The sequence below is a fragment of the Ferrimonas balearica genome, assembly GCF_019802055.1.
Classification (GTDB): domain Bacteria; phylum Pseudomonadota; class Gammaproteobacteria; order Enterobacterales; family Shewanellaceae; genus Ferrimonas; species Ferrimonas balearica_A.
In genome coordinates, this window is the sequence record NZ_JAHVHW010000012.1 from 242,636 (window position 1) to 260,242 (window position 17,607).

Genomic DNA, 17,607 nt, shown 5'->3' on the forward strand with positions numbered 1-17,607 from the left:
ATTTAGCAGTAGATCGCTTTCATCAACTGGGCGTACTGTTCGATATAAAGCTGTTGCTCCTGATCCACCTTTGCCTCTTCGGGACTGGGGTGAACCTCTACGAGCAGTCCGTGGGCTCCGACCGCTTTGGCTGCCTGAGCCAGAGGCAGAATCAGATCCCGGCGACCTACAGCATGGGAGGGGTCGATCACCACCGGCAGATGGGTCAGGCTTTTCAGCAGCGGAACGGCGGTGAGATCCAGGGTATTGCGGGTGGCGGTTTCAAAGGTGCGGATCCCGCGCTCACACAGAATCACCTGCTGGTTGCCCTCGGCCAGAATGGTTTCCGCTGCCGCCAGCAACTCCTCCAGGGTGGCCATCAGACCCCGCTTCAGTAAGACCGGGCGCTGGGTTTTGCCCACCTCTCTCAGCAGGGCGCTGTTCTGCATATTGCGCTCGCCGATCTGCAGCAGATCGGCCTGGGCCGCGACGGCAGACACCTCCTCCACATTGGCCACTTCGGTCAGGATTGGCAGGCCGTGGCGTTCACCGGCTTCACGGAGCAGAGTCAGCCCCTCCATACCCAGACTCTGGAATGAGTAAGGGTCGGCATGGGGGAGGAAGCAGCCGCCGGTCAGAATGGCGCCACCGTGCTCTTTGACGGCTCGGGCGGTGGTCAGGATCTGCTCTCGGGACTCGACCGCAGAGGGCCCCGCCAGGGTGACGAAACGGTCACCTCCGAGAGTGACGCCCCCCACCTGAATCAGGGTGTCATCAAACTTGTGTTCCCGGCTGTAGAGGGGGGCTTTGCCGGTATGCACCGCCGGTGCGGAAACGGGCATCGGTTCCGGGGGTAACTCCAGCCGGGGATCATTGGCCAGGGCGGTGCTGTCCAGTTCGGTCGGCAGAATGGTTTCACAGGGGTAGCAGCCCAACACTTTGACAAAGCGGGTCAGGCGGGTGAGTTCGGTCAGCGCATTCTGCATCGCCTGGCTTTCCACATTCGCTTCAACATCCAGGTAGAACATCTCCTCCCAGGGGTTGCCATGAATGGGGCGGGATTCCAGTTTGGTCATATTGATCCCCTGGTCCCGCAGCACCAGGAGGGCTTCCACCAGTGCGCCCGGTTTTTGCGCGGTCGCCATAATCAGAGTGGTTTTGGCCGGTACCTGAGGCGGCACGGAGACCGGTTTGCGGGCCACCACAATAAAGCGGCTCTCATTGCGCTTCTGGTTGGCCAGTTCGGTGTCCAGAACCTCCAGACCATAGAGCTCCCCCCCTCGGGCGCTACCGATGGCGGCGCTGGCACCGGAGGGGTCCGCTGCGGCTTTCTCCATCGCTTCGGCACTGCTGGCACAGTAAGCCTGGTGAACGCCGGCGAGGCCGGAGAGGAAGCGGCTGCACTGGGTGTGCACCTGGGGGTGGGCATAGATGGTGCGGATCTGCTTGAGGGAGGTGCCCGGCCTTACCAGCAGGCAGTGAGCGATGGTCTCGGTGGTTTCACCGACAATGTGCAGGTTGGTGTGCTGCAGCAGATCGAACACTTCGTTGATGGAGCCGGAGGAGGTGTTTTCCAGTGGCAGAATGCCGTGGTCCGCCTGCCCCTGCTCCACCGCCTGGAAGATCGCTTCGAAGTTATCCATCCCCATCTCAATCAGGGTTCGGTCGCGCCGGCCAAAATAGTGATGAGCAGCGAGGTAGCTGTAGGACCCTTTGGCGCCGAGGTAGGCGACCCGGGTTGAAGGGGTATGGTCCGGGTTGCTCTGGGCCTGGAACCAGGCTTGCTGGCGCAGCACCGAGTCCTCAATGATGGTGTGAAACAGGCGAGAGATGTACTGGCCGTCGAGCCCCAGTTCCCGACCTTCGGTTACCAGCCGGGTCAACAGGGCGCTTTCCCGCTCGCTGTCACGAACCGGCTTGATGGCATCGGACTTGGTTCGGGCAACGTCGAGACTCAGGGCCCGTCGCCGCGCCAGCAGACTCAGCAGCTCCTTGTCCACATCGGTGATCGCCTTTCGGATGGGCTCTAAGGGGTTGCGCTCGCTCATCGACTGTTTCCTTATCTCTGTAAATTGGGGCCCTGATACGCAAAAGGCCTCCCGTCTGGGGAGGCCTCTTTGGTTTCTTCTACCGGCTGATTACACGCCGAAACCGCCTCCCGGGAGCTGGCAGGTAAAAAACTCGGTAAAAAAGAAAGCGCGGATCATCTTCATGGCTTTTCACACTACCGATTGGCGGAGAGGGGGTCAAGGCGAAAAAACACCCGCCGAAGCGGGTGTCGTGAGCGGTTATCAAGTTATCCGATCAAGCGGCGTCTTCTTCCTCTGCAATCACCTGGTTGGTGTTGTCATGGCGGCGGGCGGTCTCCTTGGCCGCGAGCTTGATCAGTTGCCGCTCCAGTTTCTGGCCCATCAGGTTGATGGCGGCGTGCATGTCTTCGTGCTGACCTGTGGCAACCAGCTGGCCCGATGGTACCGCGACGGTCGCTTCCACCTGGTACTCCTGCCCTTCTTTGCCAATCATCACATGAGGGTTCAGCAGAGGTACGTCGTGTCGGGCCAACTTATCAAACTTCGCGTTGACACGGTGGCGGATGGAGTCGGATACGCTGACGGGTTTGCTGGTAATTTCAATGCGCATACAGGTTCTCCCTTTGGTGACCTTTTCTTAACTTCGGTTTCAGATTAACGCCGCATTCGGAGGGGTGAAAAGTGATTTTCGTCACTTTTAGGTCCGTTTGTGCAAACCCTGTGCAAACGGTCACAAAGGGGTGAGAAATCGCCTTTCTGCTCTTGTCAGCCATGCCGAAAGAGGGGCATATTGGGCTGGATAACAAGAGCCAGATCACAAGGAGTAGGGCGTGAAAATCCAGGTGTGGGACAAGGTTGTCCGGTTCTGTCACTGGGGCATTGTTATTCTGCTTCCCCTCTGTTGGTGGAGTGGCGAAGAGGGTGAGATGGAGTGGCATCAGACCTTTGCTTACCTGCTGCTGGCTCTGGTGGTGACCCGTGTGATTTGGGGCCTGATTGGCAGCGACACCGCCCGATTCAGCCATTTTATTCAATCGCCTCGCCAGGTCTTTGGTTATCTGAGACAGTGGCCCAGCCAACGCACTCCCCATGTCGGACACAACCCCGCCGGTGCCTATGCGGTGTTGCTGATTCTTACGCTTTTGAGCGTGCAGTTAACCACCGGGCTCTTCGCCACCGATGACATCCTGACGGAAGGGCCGCTCTATAGTGCGGTCAGCAGTGACACCGCCTCCTGGATGACCTGGCTGCACAAGCTCAATTTCAACCTGATTCTTGCCGCTGTCGCGCTTCATCTGACGGCGCTGCTGGCTTACCGCCTGAAAGGGGTCAAGCTAGTGGGCAGTATGATTACCGGCTACCGGAAGGGGCCGGAGAGCGCGCCGAAGGTCGCGTCTACGGCGCCAGCCTGGGTTGTCCTGCTGGTGTTGCTGGCGGGCTTGGGCTGGGGGCTGATCTGGCCACTCTGGTGATTCAGCCAGGTAAAGACAAAAAAGGCGGCCCAGAGGCCGCCTTTTTTTGGTGCGGATATCACTCCGCCTTAAAGTTGTCGTGGCACCCTTTGCAGGTTTTGCCTACGGCGCCAAACGCTTTCTTGATGTCGCCCGCATCGCCGGACTGGGTCACTTGCGCCAGACGCTCAGTAGCCAGCTGGAATTGGCTCGCCTTGGCATCGAACTCATCCCGCTTCTGCCAGATGGCGGGCAGGGCGCTGGTGTCGCCCTTGTCGGAGCCCGCTACGTCAAACCCGGTGAACGGGATCTGAGCCAGCAGCGCCAGGTGCTGAGCACGCTGGGCAAAGGCCTTCTCATCCATGGGCTTCTTGTCTTTCATCATGGCCCACATATCAGAGAAGTTTTCCTTGATCAGACCGAAGGCGGCCTGACGGTAGTCAATGGCGTCTTCCGCACTGTTGAATGCGCCATCCGCGGCAAGGGCGCCGGTGCTGGCCAGAGTCAGAGCGAGAGCAAAGCAGGTGCGTTTCATCGCGAGTCATCCTTGTTGTTATTGGGAGTGTGATTATCACATCGCCATTCTAAAGAAGCCTGTCTGAGCAGACCAGTCTCACTCAGTAACACAATGTTGTGAAGCGGCTCACGGTTCAGGCAGGGGTTGCTGGCGGAGGAATGTGTGTAATGGTGTACTGCGACGCCAGTACAGTTTGGAGAGACTTCATGGAGAACGTACGTTGGCAATCGGTACTGGATTTGGTTGCCCAGCCTCGAGCCAGCGAGGACACGGCACTGCTGTTTGGATTGCTGCTCAGTCACGATGAGCGGGAGTCCATCGGTGGTCGTCTGGCGGTGTTCCGCGCTTTGCTGGACGGCCAGATGAGTCAGCGACAGATCGCCGCCAGTCTGGGGGTGAGCATTGCCACCATCACCCGGGCCTCCAACAACCTGAAAACCATGTCCGAGGCAGAGCGTGCGCTGCTGTCCCGTCTGATCCTATAACGATAATCCTATTCGACGGAGTGCCATCAATGTCTGATGTTGCCGCGGTATCCGCCGCCCCACAAACCCAACGACTGCCCGGTATTCTGGGCGGCGCCATGATCGTTGCCGGAACCTCTATTGGTGCCGGCATGTTTGCCCTTCCGGTTTACAGTGCTGGTATGTGGTTTGGGTTATCGATGGTGTTGATGGCCGTCAGCTGGTTCTGCGCCTACAGTTCCAGCCTCTACCTGGCCGAGTCCAGCCAGCACTACCGTGACGGTGCCAGCTACTCCACCATTGCTGAGGACACGCTGGGCAAGCTGGGTAAGCTGTTTGCTACCGGCACCGTGGCGTTTGTCTGCTTTATCCTACTCTACGCCTACATCTCCGGTGGCAGCTCCGTGGTGTCTCAGACCGCCAGCAGTGCGCTGGGTGTGACACTGGACCAGAGCAGCTCCGCGGTACTGTTTGGTGTGCTGTTTGGTGCCATCGTACTGATGGGCAGCCGTGCCGTAGACCGCATCAGCATTGTGATGCTGGGTGGTATGGTGCTGACCTTCTTCGGCTCTACCGCCATGTTGGTGGGCAACGCGGAACCGGCGCTGCTGTTTCCGGATCTCGGTCTGGGTGACACCAGCCCCTATCTGTGGTTGGCCATCCCGGTGATGGTGACCAGCTTTGGTTTTCACGGCACCGTGCCCTCCCTGGTAAAGCACTACCGTAAGGATCTGGGGCGGGTACGTCAGGCGATTCTGGCAGGCACCGTGCTGACCATGGTGGTGTACCTGTTCTGGCAGCTGGCCATTATGGGCAACGTACCCCGTGAGCAGTTTGGCCATATCATCGCTCAGGGCGGCAACGTAGCGACCTTGATTGGCGCGGTAGGGCAGTCAACCGACGTTTCCGGCGTGGAAGCGGCACTGATCATCTTCGGCAACCTGGCGCTGGCCAGCTCCTTCCTCGGGGTGGCGCTGGGTCTGGTGGACCTGGTGAAAGACTGGTTCAAACTGGATGACAGCTACAAGAGCACGCTGATGGCTGGAGCCCTGACCTTCTTGCCGCCGATTGTGCTGGGTGCGCTGTTCCCCCATGGCTTTATCAAGGCGATAGGTTTCGCTGCCCTGGCCGCCTCCATCTTTGTGCTGGTGTTGCCGCCGCTGATGGCTCAGGTGCTGCGTCGCCGTGGTGTGACCGAAGGGTTCCAGACTGCGGGGGGCTCTCTGCGCCTCAAGCTGGTACTGGCGTTTGGTCTGCTGGCGGTGGGCGTTGAAGTGGTAAACCAGTTCGGTGCGCTGCCCAAGTTCGGCTAAGCCGGCTTGTTGATGGACAGAAGAACGCCGCCCGATTGGGCGGCGTTTTGCTATTCAGCACTCGGAGAAAGCAGCGGACAGTCGTTGGGCACCACCAGTCTGATGGCGTCAGGGCAAACCTCAAACCGAACGCACCTGGCGGAGATCGGTTCTCCATCCAGATTGATGGGGGTGGGGTCCTCGCCCCGATACTCTGCCCAGGGAGCCTGCATCCATTTCACGTACTGGTTGTCCGGGCCGGGTGCTCGTATCTCCGAAATTACCTGTTCCAGCGCGGTGGCCGGAAACGCCAGCAGTGCCACCACCTCCAACAGGCCATCATTGATGCGGGCGTTGGGACAGAGCACCTGACCACCACCGGCCTGACAGCCATTGCCAATGGCTCCCACAATAGCGGCGGCCTTAAGGCTGCCGTGAGGGGTTTCCAGCGTGCCTTCATAGGGGCTGAATCGAAGCGCCTGAAGCAGGCCATTCAGGGTGTACGCCCCGCCTCCCATAAAGTGCTTTAACGCTGTCGGTGTGGTGGCGGTGATCTGGGCGCCAAATCCGCCGGTGGCCATATTGATAAAGTGGCGTTCGTTGGCTTTGACCAGGTCCACGGCCACGGCGTTGCCGCTCCGGGCGAGTGTCAGCGCCTCATTCAGGTCATCGGGTATGCCACAGCCCCGGGCGAAATCGTTGGCGGTGCCCAGCGGCAGAATTGCCAGTTCTGGGCGGCTCGCTTCCGGGTGGCCCATCAGGGCAGCGGCGAGCTCATTCACCGTGCCATCGCCACCCCCCGCTACCAGACGGTCACAGCCTTCGGCGATCGCTTCGTCCACCAGTCTGGCGACATCGCCCCCTTCCCAGGTTACCCTGACCTCCACCTCGCCCTGCTGGCGGGCGCATTCGATCGCGTCACGCACCGCAGGCAATCCCGCCTTTTTACCGTTCAGAATGATTCGCACATGCACCTCCCGGGTTTCCTCAACTCTAGACAGAAAACCAACCGAAACAGAAACGCCCGACGGGGCCGGGCGTTTGGGGGTCAGATGGAGTAGAAGTAGTAGAGCTGGGCCTTCATCCGGATAACGATCCCGCGGATCACATCCAGGAAATTGAGGAAGCTGATTGGCTTCTCACCACTGATCCAGGCCAGACCGACGGCGCCGACCGGAATGTCGTATCCCTCCGGCTCCATCAGTTTCAGACGGACGAAGTGATGCTTGTTCTGCACATTGGCGCCGGTGGTCTGGCGGACATTGTCCTCCAGGGCAACCAGTCGACCCTGTGCTTCACCGGTGGCTTCCACAATCCCTTCCACTTCGGCCTGAAAGATTTTGCCCGGATAGACCGGAGAGGCAAACTCCGCCTGCTGGCCCACCTTCACATTGCGTATCGCCTGATGGTTGACCCGCATAAGCACATATTTCTCATCGGTGTACATCTGCAGACGAGGCACCCGAGCCACCAGTTGGCCCTCACGCAGCAGGAAGTTGGTCACGTAGCCATCGGCGGGCGCATGCACCCGGGTCTGGTCCAGATTCCACTGGGCCTGAGCCAATCGCTCTCTGGCGCTCGCCACTGCCACTTCCGCACTGTCGGCGTCCAGGGTGCGCTGGCGGATCGCCAGCTTGGCCTGCTCGGCATTGATGATGTCCTTCTCCTGCTGAGCCTGCAGAGCCGTGAGTTGGGCCTCTGCCGCGGCAACGGCATTGCGCTGCTCGTCCAGCTGACTTTCGGTGATGGTGTGGGCAACGGCGGCGTTCTGCTCCTCGAAGCGGCGCAGGGTGGCCCGCTTCCAGTTGAGATCCTCCTCAGCGGCATCGATGCGTTTGCCGGTGATGGTGATCTCTTTCAAGGCAGACTGGTGCTCGCTTTCGGCGATGGCGATCGCTTCCTGGGCACTTTGCTGTGCCACCTGCTTGGCGTCCAGATTGACCCGCTCCTGGCTCAGGGCGATTTGATAGGTTTCATCCTCCAGCTCATACACCAGCTGACCCTTTTCCACCCGCTGGTTGGGGTGGATATGGATGGCGGAAACCTGACCCTGGATCTGACTGGAGCCGGGGCGCAGCTGAATATGGGGGGACTGCACGACGGAACCGCCGGACAGGTCCATTGGCGTGTAGTTAAGCAGACCGACCCAGACAAACAGCAGCCAGCCACCGCCTCCCAGATAGGCGAACCCCTTGGTGTAAGTGTTCCAGGGCATTCCCACCAGACGCAGCAGGTAGATAAAGAGGGCCCATACGGCCAAGCCTTCAAGCATGATCCGCCTCCTTTTCCTGTTGAGGAGCCGAAGCGACAGAGGGCTCATGCCAGATATCCCGAACCCGACGCAGGATCTGGCCACCATCCAGGAAGGCGAGAATCACCGCCAACACCCAGACCCAGTGCCAGATGAATCCTATCCAGGTGAGGACAGTGATCAGCCCCAGTTGCTGATGACGGCGCTTATGAGCCTGACTGATGGGCAGTTCGTGGATCTTCCAAAATCCGTAGGCCAGTGCGGCAATGGTACCGATCATTACGACTGACGCCATCACATGCAGGCCGGTATCAAAGCCGGTATCCACAAACGGCATACTCATCAAACTCATAGGGTTTCCTCGGGACAAATGGCCGCTCAGTATCTCTATGGGAAATTCGGGCTCAATATGCGTGGATAGAATCACTCGAAATAGTGTGATATGTGATTTAATCTATCCGTCGTGTTGGTGGTGAGGGGCAGTGATGGCGATGGAGATGGCGTTTACCCGCACCTTGTTGGTGAAGCCGGTGCTGGAGGGGGTAGAGCGCAGTTTTGGGCTGACGCCACAAGCGCTTGGGATCCCGGCTCGTCTGTTGGCGGAACCGATGAGCTGTGTGCCGATGCCGGATCAGGGCCAGTGGTATCAAGCCATTGAGGCCCTGAGTGGCGATCCGCTCTTTATGTTGCGGGCGCTGGAGGGGCAGGTCATCGAGTCTCTTGGCCCGGTAGGGAAGTGGTTTGTGTCCGCGCCGGACCTGGCGACCACCCTGCGACGGGTCAACTACAGCAGCAGTGCGCTGCAGTCGGGGTTGTCCGCTTATGGGGCTCAGTCCGGCAAAATCTTCAAATGGTGCTTTGATAACCCGTATGCCAAGGGGGACGCCAAGTTTCACGATGGCTGCCGTAAGGCGATCCTGGTTAAGCAGGTACTGAGCCGCTATCCGGGCAGTGAGACCCCCTGGTTGCGGTTACGGCTTCCCGGACCCAGCCGGAACCCTGAGCGACTCAGTGCCTATTTTGGCTGTGAAGTGGAGTTGGGGGCACGACAAACTGAGGTCTGGCTGCCGATGGCCCTGATGGCTCGCTCTCGTCGGGCGGCCCTTGCCCCGCCAAGCACTCAGGGGTTGGTGCTGGATGATCTGCTCAATATGCCGGGGCATACCGATATCGCCAAGTCGTTTTATGAGCTGGTGAACTACAGCCGCCACTACGGCTATCCCACCATCGGTTTCGTGGCAAAACGATACGGTTTATCGGAACAGCAACTGCAACGGCGGCTCCACCGCTTTGGCTGGAACTTCACTTCGGTGGTGAACTACGTACTGTTCAATCAGGCCGTGCGCTATCTGCTTGAGGGGCTGAGTGTTTCTGATACCGCTCGCTATCTGGGCTATCGCAATCCCCAAAGTTTCAGCAAGGCGTTTGCCCGTCAGCGCGGGGTCACGCCAAACCAGTACCTTGAACAGTTGGCGCAGGCACAAAAAAGCCCACCGTAAGGTGGGCTTTTTGCTGAGCATCAACTCAGTGGTGGCCGTGACCGCCGCAGCAATCATCGCCTTTGCTGCACTCGCCGGAGCCGCCGCAGCACTCGTGGTCGTCGTCACCGTGGCTGCCGCAACCGCCGCCGCAACCGCCAGCAGCGTGAACATGGCCATGGGCCAGCTCTTCTGCAGTGGCTTCACGAACTTCCACAACCTCAACCTCGAAGTGCAGGGTTTGACCCGCCATCGGGTGGTTGCCGTCAACCACAACGGACTCGTCCTTCACTTCGGTAACCACAACCGGGCGCGGGCCCTGGTCGGTTTCAGCCATAAAGCGCATGCCAGGTACGATATCGTCGATACCGCCGAACGCTTCCAGAGGCACGTCCTGCTTCAGGGATTCTTCATACTCGCCGTACGCGTCCGCAGGGGCCACAGTGGCACTCAAGGTGTCACCAGCCTGCTTGCCGTCCAGCTCGCGCTCCAGACCCGGGATCAGGTTGTGGGCGCCGTGCAGGTATTGCATCGGCTCTGCGCCGAAAGATTCTTCTACCAGTTGACCCTGGTCGTCGGTCAGACGGTAGTGCAAGGTCACAACGGTGTTGGCGTCGATCTTCATTCGACCTCCTGAGTGCATGAAAACGCGCATCATACGGCATCCCCGCCGTGGCGGCTAGGATCCCGCTCGCGAACTGGGGTCAGGGCCGCAAACGGCAGGCCTTTCGGTAGGGATAGAGGTCCGGGAATTGGCCCGCCTGTATCCCCTCTTTCAGTCCCTGCCAGTAGGCCTGAGTCAGCAGATCCTTATGGTGAACCATAAAGGCCTTGCGCACCTCTGCCCGGCCCAGCAGGAAGCGGCCAAACTCCTCAGGAAACACATCCATCGGCCCGACCGAGTACCAGGGCTCTGCGGCCCACTCATCCTCGGGGTAGCGAGGCGCCGGGATCTCCCGGAAGTTGCACTCGGTCATGTAGCTGATCTCGTCGTAGTCGTAGAACACCACCCGGCCATGACGGGTGACGCCAAAGTTTTTGAAGAGCATGTCGCCGGGGAAGATGTTGGCAGCCGCCAGTTGCTTAATCGCTTTGCCGTAGTCATCGATGGCCGCGGCAAGCTGGGCCTCGTCGGCGCTGTCCAGATAGAGATTGAGTGGGGTCATGCGGCGCTCGACGTACAGGTGCTTGATGATCACCTGCTGGTCAGTCAGTTCCACTTCTGATGGGGCATCCGCCATCAGCTCCTCGATCAACGCTTCACTGAAGCGGTGGCGTGGGAACACGAAGTTGCTGTAGGCGTGGGTGTCCGCCATGCGGCCTACCCGGTCGTGCTGCTTCACCAGCTCATACTTGGCTTTAACCTGGGCCTTGTTGCTGTCTTTGGGGGGCGTGAACTCGTCCTTAATCACCTTGAACACGATATCCAGAGAGGGGAGGGTGAACACCGTCATCACCATCCCTTTGATCCCCGGGGCGGCGACAAACTGGTCCCGGCTCTGGTTCAGATGGTGAAGAAAGGAGCGGTAGAACTCGGTTTTGCCATGTTTCTGCAGACCGATAGCGCTGTACAGTTCCGCCCAGGTTTTGTGTGGCAGCAACTCCTTGAGGTAACGAACCAGCGCGCCTGGCGTTTGAGTGGCCACCATAAAGTAGGCGCGGGTGAAGCTGAAGACGATGGAGATGTCGTCCTCGTTGGTGAGCACCGCATCGATGTGCAGGCCATCCTCATCGTGCCGGATCGGCATCATCAATGGGATAAACCCCTTAGCGCCCAGCAACCGACCCACCAGATAAGCCCCTTTGTTTCGGTAGAAGATGCTGTCCACCAGTTCCAGGCGGGTCACCTCGTTCGCATCAACGATGGGGGCCAGGCGCTGCCACACCAGTTCCAGATCCCCATCCAGATCGCCGAACGGACAGCCAAAGCGCTTGGGGCGAATCAGGGATTTGAAGGTGGCGATGGGGTCGGGCTGAAGGTCGGCACTCTGGCTGAGTCGTTCCGGGCGGAACGGGGCGCGCACCGTATTGCCAGCATGAATGTAGAGGTGCTGGTTATCCAGCCCCCGATGGCGAAACAGCCGGGAAAATACCGAGTTGAAGAAGGTCTCCGCCAGCTCCGCCTGGGGGTGGCCGAGCAGCAGACGGCTGTAGGCGTTCTTGGTATTGCGCCACAGCTCAGTGGAGATGACCGGTTTCTCCAGCAGTTGAATCAGTTCCCGCGTGGTTTCGCTGACCCGTTCGCTGTAGAAGCGGATCCGCTCCTTTTGCGCTTCCTGTACCGCAGCCCAGTCGGCCCGGGCGAAACGCTCCCGCGCCGCGACGGTGGTGCGGGTAAACAGCCGGTAGTGTTTGTCGAACCCTGCCAGAATGCGATAGGCCAGTTGCGTGGGTAAGCGCCCATCCATGGCGACCTCCAAAATCAGTAACGCTTTGCCCTAACCTAACCGCCGATGATTGGCTTCACAATGGGATCAGGCTACCCTTGCCCCCCATTTGCTATGACAACATCGTTTTTTGTGGAGGCGAGATGGCCGAGGTGATCTTTATCCTGGTGTCCCCGGCCCGGGGGGAAAACGTCGGGGCGGCGGCCCGGGCGATGAACACCATGGGGTTTTCGCGCTTGCGGGTGGTGAACTCCGAAGCGCACCGCACTGAGCAGGCCAGCTGGGTAGCGCACGGCTCACAGTCGATTCTGGATCAGGCCGAAGCCTTCGACACCCTGGCCGATGCGCTGGCGGACGTGGACCTCTCCCTGGCCACCACCGCGCGTCGACGGGGAGACAAACGCCGCTTGCACACGCCTGCAGAGGCGGCGCGTCAGGTTCAGAGCCTGGCGGGCACCATCGGCACCGTCGCGCTGGTGTTTGGATGCGAGGAGTCCGGGCTATCCAACGAGGATCTGGCCCTGGTGGACTTGCTGACCACCATCCCCCTGGCCAACCCCTATCCCTCCCTCAATCTGGGCCAGGCAATCATGCTTTACGCCTACGAGTTCTCCCAGGCGCAGCTGGAGCCGGAATCCGATGCCGATCCCAAGCAGTTTTCTGCGCTGAGGGCGCGCAGTCAGGCACTGATGGACAAGCTGGGTGTGGCGGAAGAGGAACCACTGCGTCGCTGGGCGGCAGACAGTCTGGGTACCCTCTCCCAACGGGACGTGGCGATGCTTCATCTGCTCATTGGTGATATTGAGAAATCCATAACCAAATAGCCGTTGACTTTTTTTCGCCCCTGCGCGAGTGTAAAAAAACTACAGGATTCAGGAGTTGCCAGTGCAACAGCTATTGGGCCTCGGCCTAAACCGTCAGACCACCATTACCACCATTACCACCACCGACAGGTTGGGGGCGGGCTGACAGCACCCTGGATTCAGCAAAATCCAAACACAACAAGCCCGCTCCTACTGAGCGGGCTTGTTGTTTTCTGGACGGTTCGCAAGGCAGCAGAGGGATAGGGAGTTCAACAATGAAAGTGATGAAATTCGGCGGATCCTCATTGGCGGACGCCGCCCGGTTACAGGAGGTTGCCGCTCTGGTGCGGCGCGAGGCCGAGGCCTTTGGCGTGATGCTGGTGGTCTCCGCACCGGGGGGCGTAACCAATCTGCTGGAGGCGGCGGCGCTGGCTGCGGTCTCCGGTAAGCAGGCGGATCTGTCTGACCTGTCCCGTCGCATTGAGGGTTTGCTGGCGGAGTTGGCTCCCGTCTTGGCCAAACCCCGCCATGAGGCGTTGCTGGCGCAGTGGCAGGAGGAGCAGGCACAACTGCAGCGGCGTCTGAATGGGGTGGCCCTGCTTGGACGTTGCCCGGATGAAGTGATGGCTGAGGTGCTGGTGACCGGTGAGCGACTCTCTGTCGCCTGCCTGAAGGCCCTGATGCTGGAAGCGGGCGTTGAGGCGGGTGAGCTGGACCCTCGTCACTACTTCCTGGCCGAGGGAGAACCGCTCGCCGCCCAGGTTCAGATTGAGCCCAGTCGTGCCCGGCTGGCCCAGTTGGACCTCGGTGCCCACCGGATCTGGCTGATGCCCGGCTTTACCGCCGCCAACAGTGATGGCGACACCGTCACTCTGGGGCGTAACGGTTCCGATTATTCGGCTGCCGTACTCGCTGCCTGTCTGCACGCCGATGAGTGTGAGATCTGGACCGACGTGGATGGCGTGTACAACGTCGATCCCCGCCTAATTCCAGAGGCTCAGTTGCTGGAGAGCCTGAGCTATCAGGAGGCGATGGAACTCTCCTACTTTGGCGCCAAGGTGCTTCACCCCCGCACCATCGCTCCCATCGCTCAGCATCAAATCCCCTGCCGAATCCGCAACACCCTGAACTCGTCCGCTCCGGGCACTTTGATCCACGCCCGGACCACTCCCTCCCGCTCCCTGGTGAAGGCGATCAGCCACCTGGAGGGGCAGACCATGGTCAGCGTCTCCGGCCCCGGCATGAAGGGGATGGTGGGGATGGCGGCCCGGGTGTTTGATGCCATGGCGCACGCCCGCATCTCCATCTCACTGATCACCCAGAGCTCCTCGGAGTACAGCATCTCGTTCTGCATCGACTCCTCTTTGGCGGGCATGGCCAGAGCGGCGCTGGCTGCCGAGTTTGAGCTGGAGCTGAAGCAAGACCTGCTGGAGCCGATCGAGATGCGTCACGGCCTGGCCATCGTTTCCCTGATTGGGGATGGCATGCGCACCCGCAAAGGGGTAGCGGCACGCTTCTTCCGCTCCCTGGCTCAGGCTAACCTGTCGGTGGTGGCCATTGCCCAGGGCAGCTCCGAGCGCGCCATCTCCGCCGTGGTGGACGATGCTCATGCTGCCTCGGCGCTGCGATTGTGCCATCAGAACTTCTTCGACAGCCGACACTACATCGATGTGGTGCTCATTGGCGCAGGCAATGTGGGTGGTGAACTGGTGCGTCAGATCGAAGCCCAGCAGCAGGCACTGTCGGACCACAACATCGCGATTCGCCTCTGTGGTGTGGCCAACTCCCGCCAGATGCAGCTCTGTGCAGCGGGATTGCCCCTTAGCCAGTGGCGGGATGATCTGAAGCAGAAGGGCGAGGCGCTGGATCTGGATCGCCTGCTCGCCTTTGCCGATGAGGCCCGGTTGGTGAACCCGGTGCTGGTGGACTGCACCGCCGAACAGAGTTTGGCGGATCGCTATCTGGACGCGCTGAATGGCGGCTGGCACGTGGTAACCCCCAATAAGAAAGCCAATACCGGTGATTGGGCCACCTACCAGGCCCTGCGCCAGGCGGCACGGGATAATCGCCGTCAGTTCCTCTATGAAACCAATGTGGGTGCTGGCCTGCCGGTGATCGACAACCTGCAGGGGCTGCTCCGCGCCGGTGACAGCCTGGTGCGTTTTGAGGGGATTCTGTCCGGCTCGCTCTCCTACATCTTCGGCTTGCTGGAGGAGGGACACAGCCTCTCGGAAGCCACACTGAAAGCCAAGGCGAAGGGCTTTACCGAGCCGGATCCCCGGGATGATCTCTCCGGCATGGATGTGGCTCGCAAGGTGCTGATCCTGGCCCGGGAAGCGGGGATGGCGCTGGAGTTGTCCGATCTCGAGGTGGAGAGCGTGCTGCCCGCTGACTTTGATGCCAGCGGTGACGTGGAGGCATTCCTGGAGCGGCTGCCGCAGGCGGATAAGGCCATCGCGGCGCGCATTGCTGAGGCCGCAGAGCGGGGCGAGGTGCTGCGCTATGTGGGCAGCATTGACGCCAACGGGCGCTGCAGAGTCAGCCTGGAGGCGGTAGGGCCCAGCCACCCGCTTTACAGCATCAAGGGGGGAGAGAATGCCCTGGCGTTCTACAGCCGCTACTACCAGCCGCTGCCCTTTGTGCTGAGGGGCTATGGCGCCGGTACCGAAGTGACCGCCGCAGGGGTTTTTGCCGATGTGCTTCGCACCCAGTCCTGGCAGAAGGAGGCGTAAGATGGCCGTGACCGTGTATGCGCCCGCCTCCATGGGCAATGTTTCGGTGGGTTTTGACCTGCTGGGCGCCGCGTTGGCGCCGGTTGACGCCAGCCTGCTGGGGGATCGGGTCAGCGTCGCTGAAGGCGATAACGGGCTGGAACTGAGCTGCTGTGGCCCCTATGTGGATGTGTTGCCGCCGGATCCCGCCAGCAACATCGTATTGCGTTGTGCGCAGGTGTTTATTGAGCGTCTGGGCTGCGAGCACTCAGGCCTCAAGCTGACCCTGGAGAAAAATCTCCCCATCGGCAGTGGCCTGGGCAGCAGCGCCAGTTCCGTGGTGGCGGCACTGGGGGCGCTGAACGCTTACTTTGGCTCTCCCCTGGATGACCAGGCTCTGCTGCACCTTATGGGCGAGTTGGAGGGGGAGATCTCCGGCAGCGTGCATTACGACAACGTCGCCCCCAGCTTTCTGGGTGGTCTGCAACTGATGCTGCCGGAGCGGGCGCAATCACTGCCGGCGTTTGAGCACTGGTACTGGGTGGTGGCGTATCCGGGCATCACCCTCTCCACCGCCAAGATGCGGGCCCTCCTGCCGGAGCAGGTCAGCATGGCTACCGCCATCCGCTTTGGCCAGCAACTGGCGGCCTTTGTGGATGCCTGCCACCGTCAGGATGAAGAGACGGCGCTGAATATGCTCAAGGATGTGCTGGCAGAGCCGCACCGCGCCGCCCACATTCCGGGTTACCAGGCTGCCCGTGGCCACCTGGAGGCGCTGGGCTGCGCCGCTGTTGGGATCTCCGGCTCCGGCCCCACTCTGTTTGCCGTTGCCCGGGGACGGGAGCAGGCCGATGCGGCCGCAGAGTACCTGCGCCGTCACTATGTCATGAATGAGCGGGGATTGGTGCGGGTGTGCAACCTGGCCCCCCGTGGAATCGAAGTTTGGAACGAGGATGTCATCAATGGAGCTTTATAACCTCAAACAGCCGGGTGAGCGGGTGAATTTTGCCGAGGCGGTCAAGCGTGGGCTGGGGCAGGAGCAGGGGCTCTTCTTTCCGGCGAGCATTCCGACTCTGCCACTGGATGAGGCGTTCTGGCAAAGCGACTTTCTGACCCGTGCGGAGCAGGTATTAGGGGCATTTCTGGCTGATGAGCTGGGGCAGGAGACCGTCAGTGCGTTGGTGCGCGATGCGTTTCAGTTCCCCCTGCCTCTGGTGCCCGCCAACGAACAGCAGTATTGCCTGGAGCTGTTTCACGGCCCCACCCTGGCGTTTAAGGATTTCGGGGCGCGTTTTCTGGCACGGACCCTGAGTCTGGTGGCCCGGGATACTCCGATGACCATCCTGACTGCCACCTCCGGCGACACCGGCGCCGCCGTGGCGGATGCTTTCTTTGGCCTGCCCAATATCCAGGTGGTGGTGCTCTATCCCGATGGGGGGATCAGCGAATTGCAGGAGAAGCTGTTCTGCACCCTGGGGGAGAACATCCACACCGTGGCGGTGAAGGGCAGCTTTGATGACTGTCAGGCGATGGTGAAAGCCGCGTTCTCCGACGCTGAGTTGAAAGCGGAATATGGTCTCACCTCCGCCAACTCCATCAATATCGCCCGCCTGCTGGCTCAGGTGGTGTATTACTTTGAAGCCTTGGCGCAGTTGCCCGAAGAGGAGCGGGAACAGGCGGTGTTTGCCGTGCCCTCAGGTAACTTCGGCAATTTGACCGCCGGACTGCTGGCCAAAGCGATGGGCGCGCCTATCAAGCGCTTTGTGGCCGCCACCAACAGCAACGACACGGTGCCGCGCTACCTGCAGAGTGGCCAGTGGTTGCCCGGCCCGGTGCATGCGACGCTGTCCAACGCCATGGACGTGACCAGCCCCAACAATTGGCCGCGGGTCGAGGCACTGTTTGAGCGCCAGCACTGGCCGTTGTCCGAGCTGGCGGCGGAGCGGGTCTCTGAACCGCAGACCGAAGCCCGTCTGAAGGCGATGTACGGCGAAGGGTATCTGAGCGAGCCTCATGCCGCCGTGGCCAGTGAGGCCCTGGTACGCCAACTGCAGCAAGGCGAGGTGGGGGTGTTTCTTGGCACCGCACACCCCGCCAAATTCCAGGGGGCGGTAGAGCAGGTACTGGATATCGAACTGCCGCTTCCCGAGGCACTGGCGGCGGTGCAGAACAAAGCGATTCTCAGTGAGTCGCTGGTGGGTGAGGCGGACGCTCTGAAAGCCTACCTGCGCGACCGCCTCTGAG

At 60.7% G+C, this 17,607-nt stretch carries 16 protein-coding genes; 8 read left to right on the forward strand and 8 right to left on the reverse strand.

What is annotated here, in order from left to right:
• Positions 1 to 2: 2 nt before the first annotated feature.
• On the reverse strand, positions 3 to 2,027 hold the full coding sequence (locus tag KUV52_RS17940; RefSeq protein WP_222527310.1) for a bifunctional 3-deoxy-7-phosphoheptulonate synthase/chorismate mutase: 2,025 nt from the start codon (positions 2,025 to 2,027) through the stop codon (positions 3 to 5).
• Between the two features lie 256 nt (positions 2,028 to 2,283).
• Positions 2,284 to 2,619 carry a ribosome hibernation-promoting factor, HPF/YfiA family gene (gene hpf, locus KUV52_RS17945; RefSeq protein WP_222527311.1) on the reverse strand — a complete coding sequence of 112 codons (336 nt, stop codon included), beginning with the start codon at positions 2,617 to 2,619 and terminating at the stop codon, positions 2,284 to 2,286.
• 220 nt (positions 2,620 to 2,839) lie between these two features.
• Here hpf and KUV52_RS17950 point away from each other — a divergent pair, with 220 nt between their 5' ends.
• Positions 2,840 to 3,481: a cytochrome b/b6 domain-containing protein gene (locus KUV52_RS17950; RefSeq protein WP_222527312.1), complete on the forward strand. Its 642-nt coding sequence runs from the start codon at positions 2,840 to 2,842 to the stop codon at positions 3,479 to 3,481.
• A gap of 58 nt (positions 3,482 to 3,539) precedes the next feature.
• Here the strand turns inward: KUV52_RS17950 and KUV52_RS17955 are convergent, their stop codons facing one another.
• Entirely contained in the window at positions 3,540 to 3,995 is a 456-nt protein-coding gene (locus tag KUV52_RS17955; RefSeq protein WP_222527313.1) for a c-type cytochrome, read from the reverse strand.
• Positions 3,996 to 4,183: 188 nt separating this feature from the next.
• Between KUV52_RS17955 and trpR the strand changes: the two genes are divergently transcribed.
• Positions 4,184 to 4,462 (forward strand): trp operon repressor, encoded by a 279-nt coding sequence (gene trpR / locus KUV52_RS17960; protein ID WP_222527314.1) that lies wholly within the window; start codon positions 4,184 to 4,186, stop codon positions 4,460 to 4,462.
• A 29-nt stretch (positions 4,463 to 4,491) separates the two neighbouring features.
• Complete coding sequence (locus tag KUV52_RS17965) at positions 4,492 to 5,754, forward strand: amino acid permease (RefSeq protein WP_222527315.1); 1,263 nt, start codon at positions 4,492 to 4,494, stop codon at positions 5,752 to 5,754.
• 50 nt (positions 5,755 to 5,804) lie between these two features.
• On the opposite strand, the gene yegS is transcribed toward KUV52_RS17965, so the two are convergent.
• From yegS to KUV52_RS17980, 3 genes are all read right to left on the reverse strand, one after another.
• Positions 5,805 to 6,701, reverse strand: coding sequence for a lipid kinase YegS (yegS, locus tag KUV52_RS17970; RefSeq protein WP_222527316.1), 897 nt, complete (start codon positions 6,699 to 6,701; stop codon positions 5,805 to 5,807).
• An 80-nt stretch (positions 6,702 to 6,781) separates the two neighbouring features.
• Positions 6,782 to 8,005 (reverse strand): HlyD family secretion protein, encoded by a 1,224-nt coding sequence (locus KUV52_RS17975; protein WP_222527317.1) that lies wholly within the window; start codon positions 8,003 to 8,005, stop codon positions 6,782 to 6,784.
• Positions 7,998 to 8,336: an MFS transporter gene (locus KUV52_RS17980; protein WP_261390110.1), complete on the reverse strand. Its 339-nt coding sequence runs from the start codon at positions 8,334 to 8,336 to the stop codon at positions 7,998 to 8,000. Before KUV52_RS17980 ends, KUV52_RS17975 begins: the two co-directional genes overlap by 8 nt.
• A 133-nt stretch (positions 8,337 to 8,469) precedes the next feature.
• On the opposite strand from KUV52_RS17980, the gene KUV52_RS17985 reads away from it, so the two are divergent.
• Positions 8,470 to 9,483, forward strand: coding sequence for an AraC family transcriptional regulator (locus KUV52_RS17985; RefSeq protein ID WP_222527318.1), 1,014 nt, complete (start codon positions 8,470 to 8,472; stop codon positions 9,481 to 9,483).
• Positions 9,484 to 9,508: 25 nt separating this feature from the next.
• Here the strand turns inward: KUV52_RS17985 and slyD are convergent, their stop codons facing one another.
• Positions 9,509 to 10,087 carry a peptidylprolyl isomerase gene (gene slyD, locus KUV52_RS17990; RefSeq protein WP_222527319.1) on the reverse strand — a complete coding sequence of 193 codons (579 nt, stop codon included), beginning with the start codon at positions 10,085 to 10,087 and terminating at the stop codon, positions 9,509 to 9,511.
• Positions 10,088 to 10,166: 79 nt separating this feature from the next.
• Positions 10,167 to 11,870, reverse strand: coding sequence for a bifunctional isocitrate dehydrogenase kinase/phosphatase (gene aceK, locus KUV52_RS17995; protein ID WP_222527320.1), 1,704 nt, complete (start codon positions 11,868 to 11,870; stop codon positions 10,167 to 10,169).
• A 122-nt stretch (positions 11,871 to 11,992) separates the two neighbouring features.
• Here aceK and KUV52_RS18000 point away from each other — a divergent pair, with 122 nt between their 5' ends.
• The 4 genes from KUV52_RS18000 to thrC all read left to right on the forward strand — a co-directional run bounded on the left by KUV52_RS18000 (position 11,993) and on the right by thrC (position 17,606).
• Positions 11,993 to 12,673, forward strand: coding sequence for a tRNA/rRNA methyltransferase (locus KUV52_RS18000; RefSeq protein ID WP_222527321.1), 681 nt, complete (start codon positions 11,993 to 11,995; stop codon positions 12,671 to 12,673).
• 254 nt (positions 12,674 to 12,927) lie between these two features.
• A complete protein-coding gene (thrA, locus tag KUV52_RS18005; protein WP_222527322.1) occupies positions 12,928 to 15,384 on the forward strand; it encodes a bifunctional aspartate kinase/homoserine dehydrogenase I in 2,457 nt (818 codons plus the stop codon).
• 1 nt (position 15,385) lies between these two features.
• A complete protein-coding gene (gene thrB / locus KUV52_RS18010; protein WP_222527323.1) occupies positions 15,386 to 16,339 on the forward strand; it encodes a homoserine kinase in 954 nt (317 codons plus the stop codon).
• Positions 16,326 to 17,606, forward strand: a complete 1,281-nt coding sequence (gene thrC, locus KUV52_RS18015; RefSeq protein ID WP_222527324.1) for a threonine synthase — start codon at positions 16,326 to 16,328, stop codon at positions 17,604 to 17,606. The genes thrB and thrC overlap by 14 nt, the downstream gene beginning before the upstream one ends.
• Position 17,607: the final 1 nt, after the last annotated feature.

Coding starts and splice junctions, on each gene's coding strand:
- KUV52_RS17940 (WP_222527310.1), bottom strand. CDS start 2,027: ATGAGCGAGCGCAACCCCTTAGAGCCCATCCGAAAGGCGATCACCGAT.
- hpf (WP_222527311.1), bottom strand. CDS start 2,619: ATGCGCATTGAAATTACCAGCAAACCCGTCAGCGTATCCGACTCCATC.
- KUV52_RS17955 (WP_222527313.1), bottom strand. CDS start 3,995: ATGAAACGCACCTGCTTTGCTCTCGCTCTGACTCTGGCCAGCACCGGC.
- trpR (WP_222527314.1), top strand. CDS start 4,184: ATGGAGAACGTACGTTGGCAATCGGTACTGGATTTGGTTGCCCAGCCT.
- KUV52_RS17965 (WP_222527315.1), top strand. CDS start 4,492: ATGTCTGATGTTGCCGCGGTATCCGCCGCCCCACAAACCCAACGACTG.
- KUV52_RS17975 (WP_222527317.1), bottom strand. CDS start 8,005: ATGCTTGAAGGCTTGGCCGTATGGGCCCTCTTTATCTACCTGCTGCGT.
- KUV52_RS17980 (WP_261390110.1), bottom strand. CDS start 8,336: ATGAGTTTGATGAGTATGCCGTTTGTGGATACCGGCTTTGATACCGGC.
- KUV52_RS17985 (WP_222527318.1), top strand. CDS start 8,470: ATGGCGATGGAGATGGCGTTTACCCGCACCTTGTTGGTGAAGCCGGTG.
- slyD (WP_222527319.1), bottom strand. CDS start 10,087: ATGAAGATCGACGCCAACACCGTTGTGACCTTGCACTACCGTCTGACC.
- aceK (WP_222527320.1), bottom strand. CDS start 11,870: ATGGATGGGCGCTTACCCACGCAACTGGCCTATCGCATTCTGGCAGGG.
- KUV52_RS18000 (WP_222527321.1), top strand. CDS start 11,993: ATGGCCGAGGTGATCTTTATCCTGGTGTCCCCGGCCCGGGGGGAAAAC.
- thrA (WP_222527322.1), top strand. CDS start 12,928: ATGAAAGTGATGAAATTCGGCGGATCCTCATTGGCGGACGCCGCCCGG.
- thrB (WP_222527323.1), top strand. CDS start 15,386: ATGGCCGTGACCGTGTATGCGCCCGCCTCCATGGGCAATGTTTCGGTG.
- thrC (WP_222527324.1), top strand. CDS start 16,326: ATGGAGCTTTATAACCTCAAACAGCCGGGTGAGCGGGTGAATTTTGCC.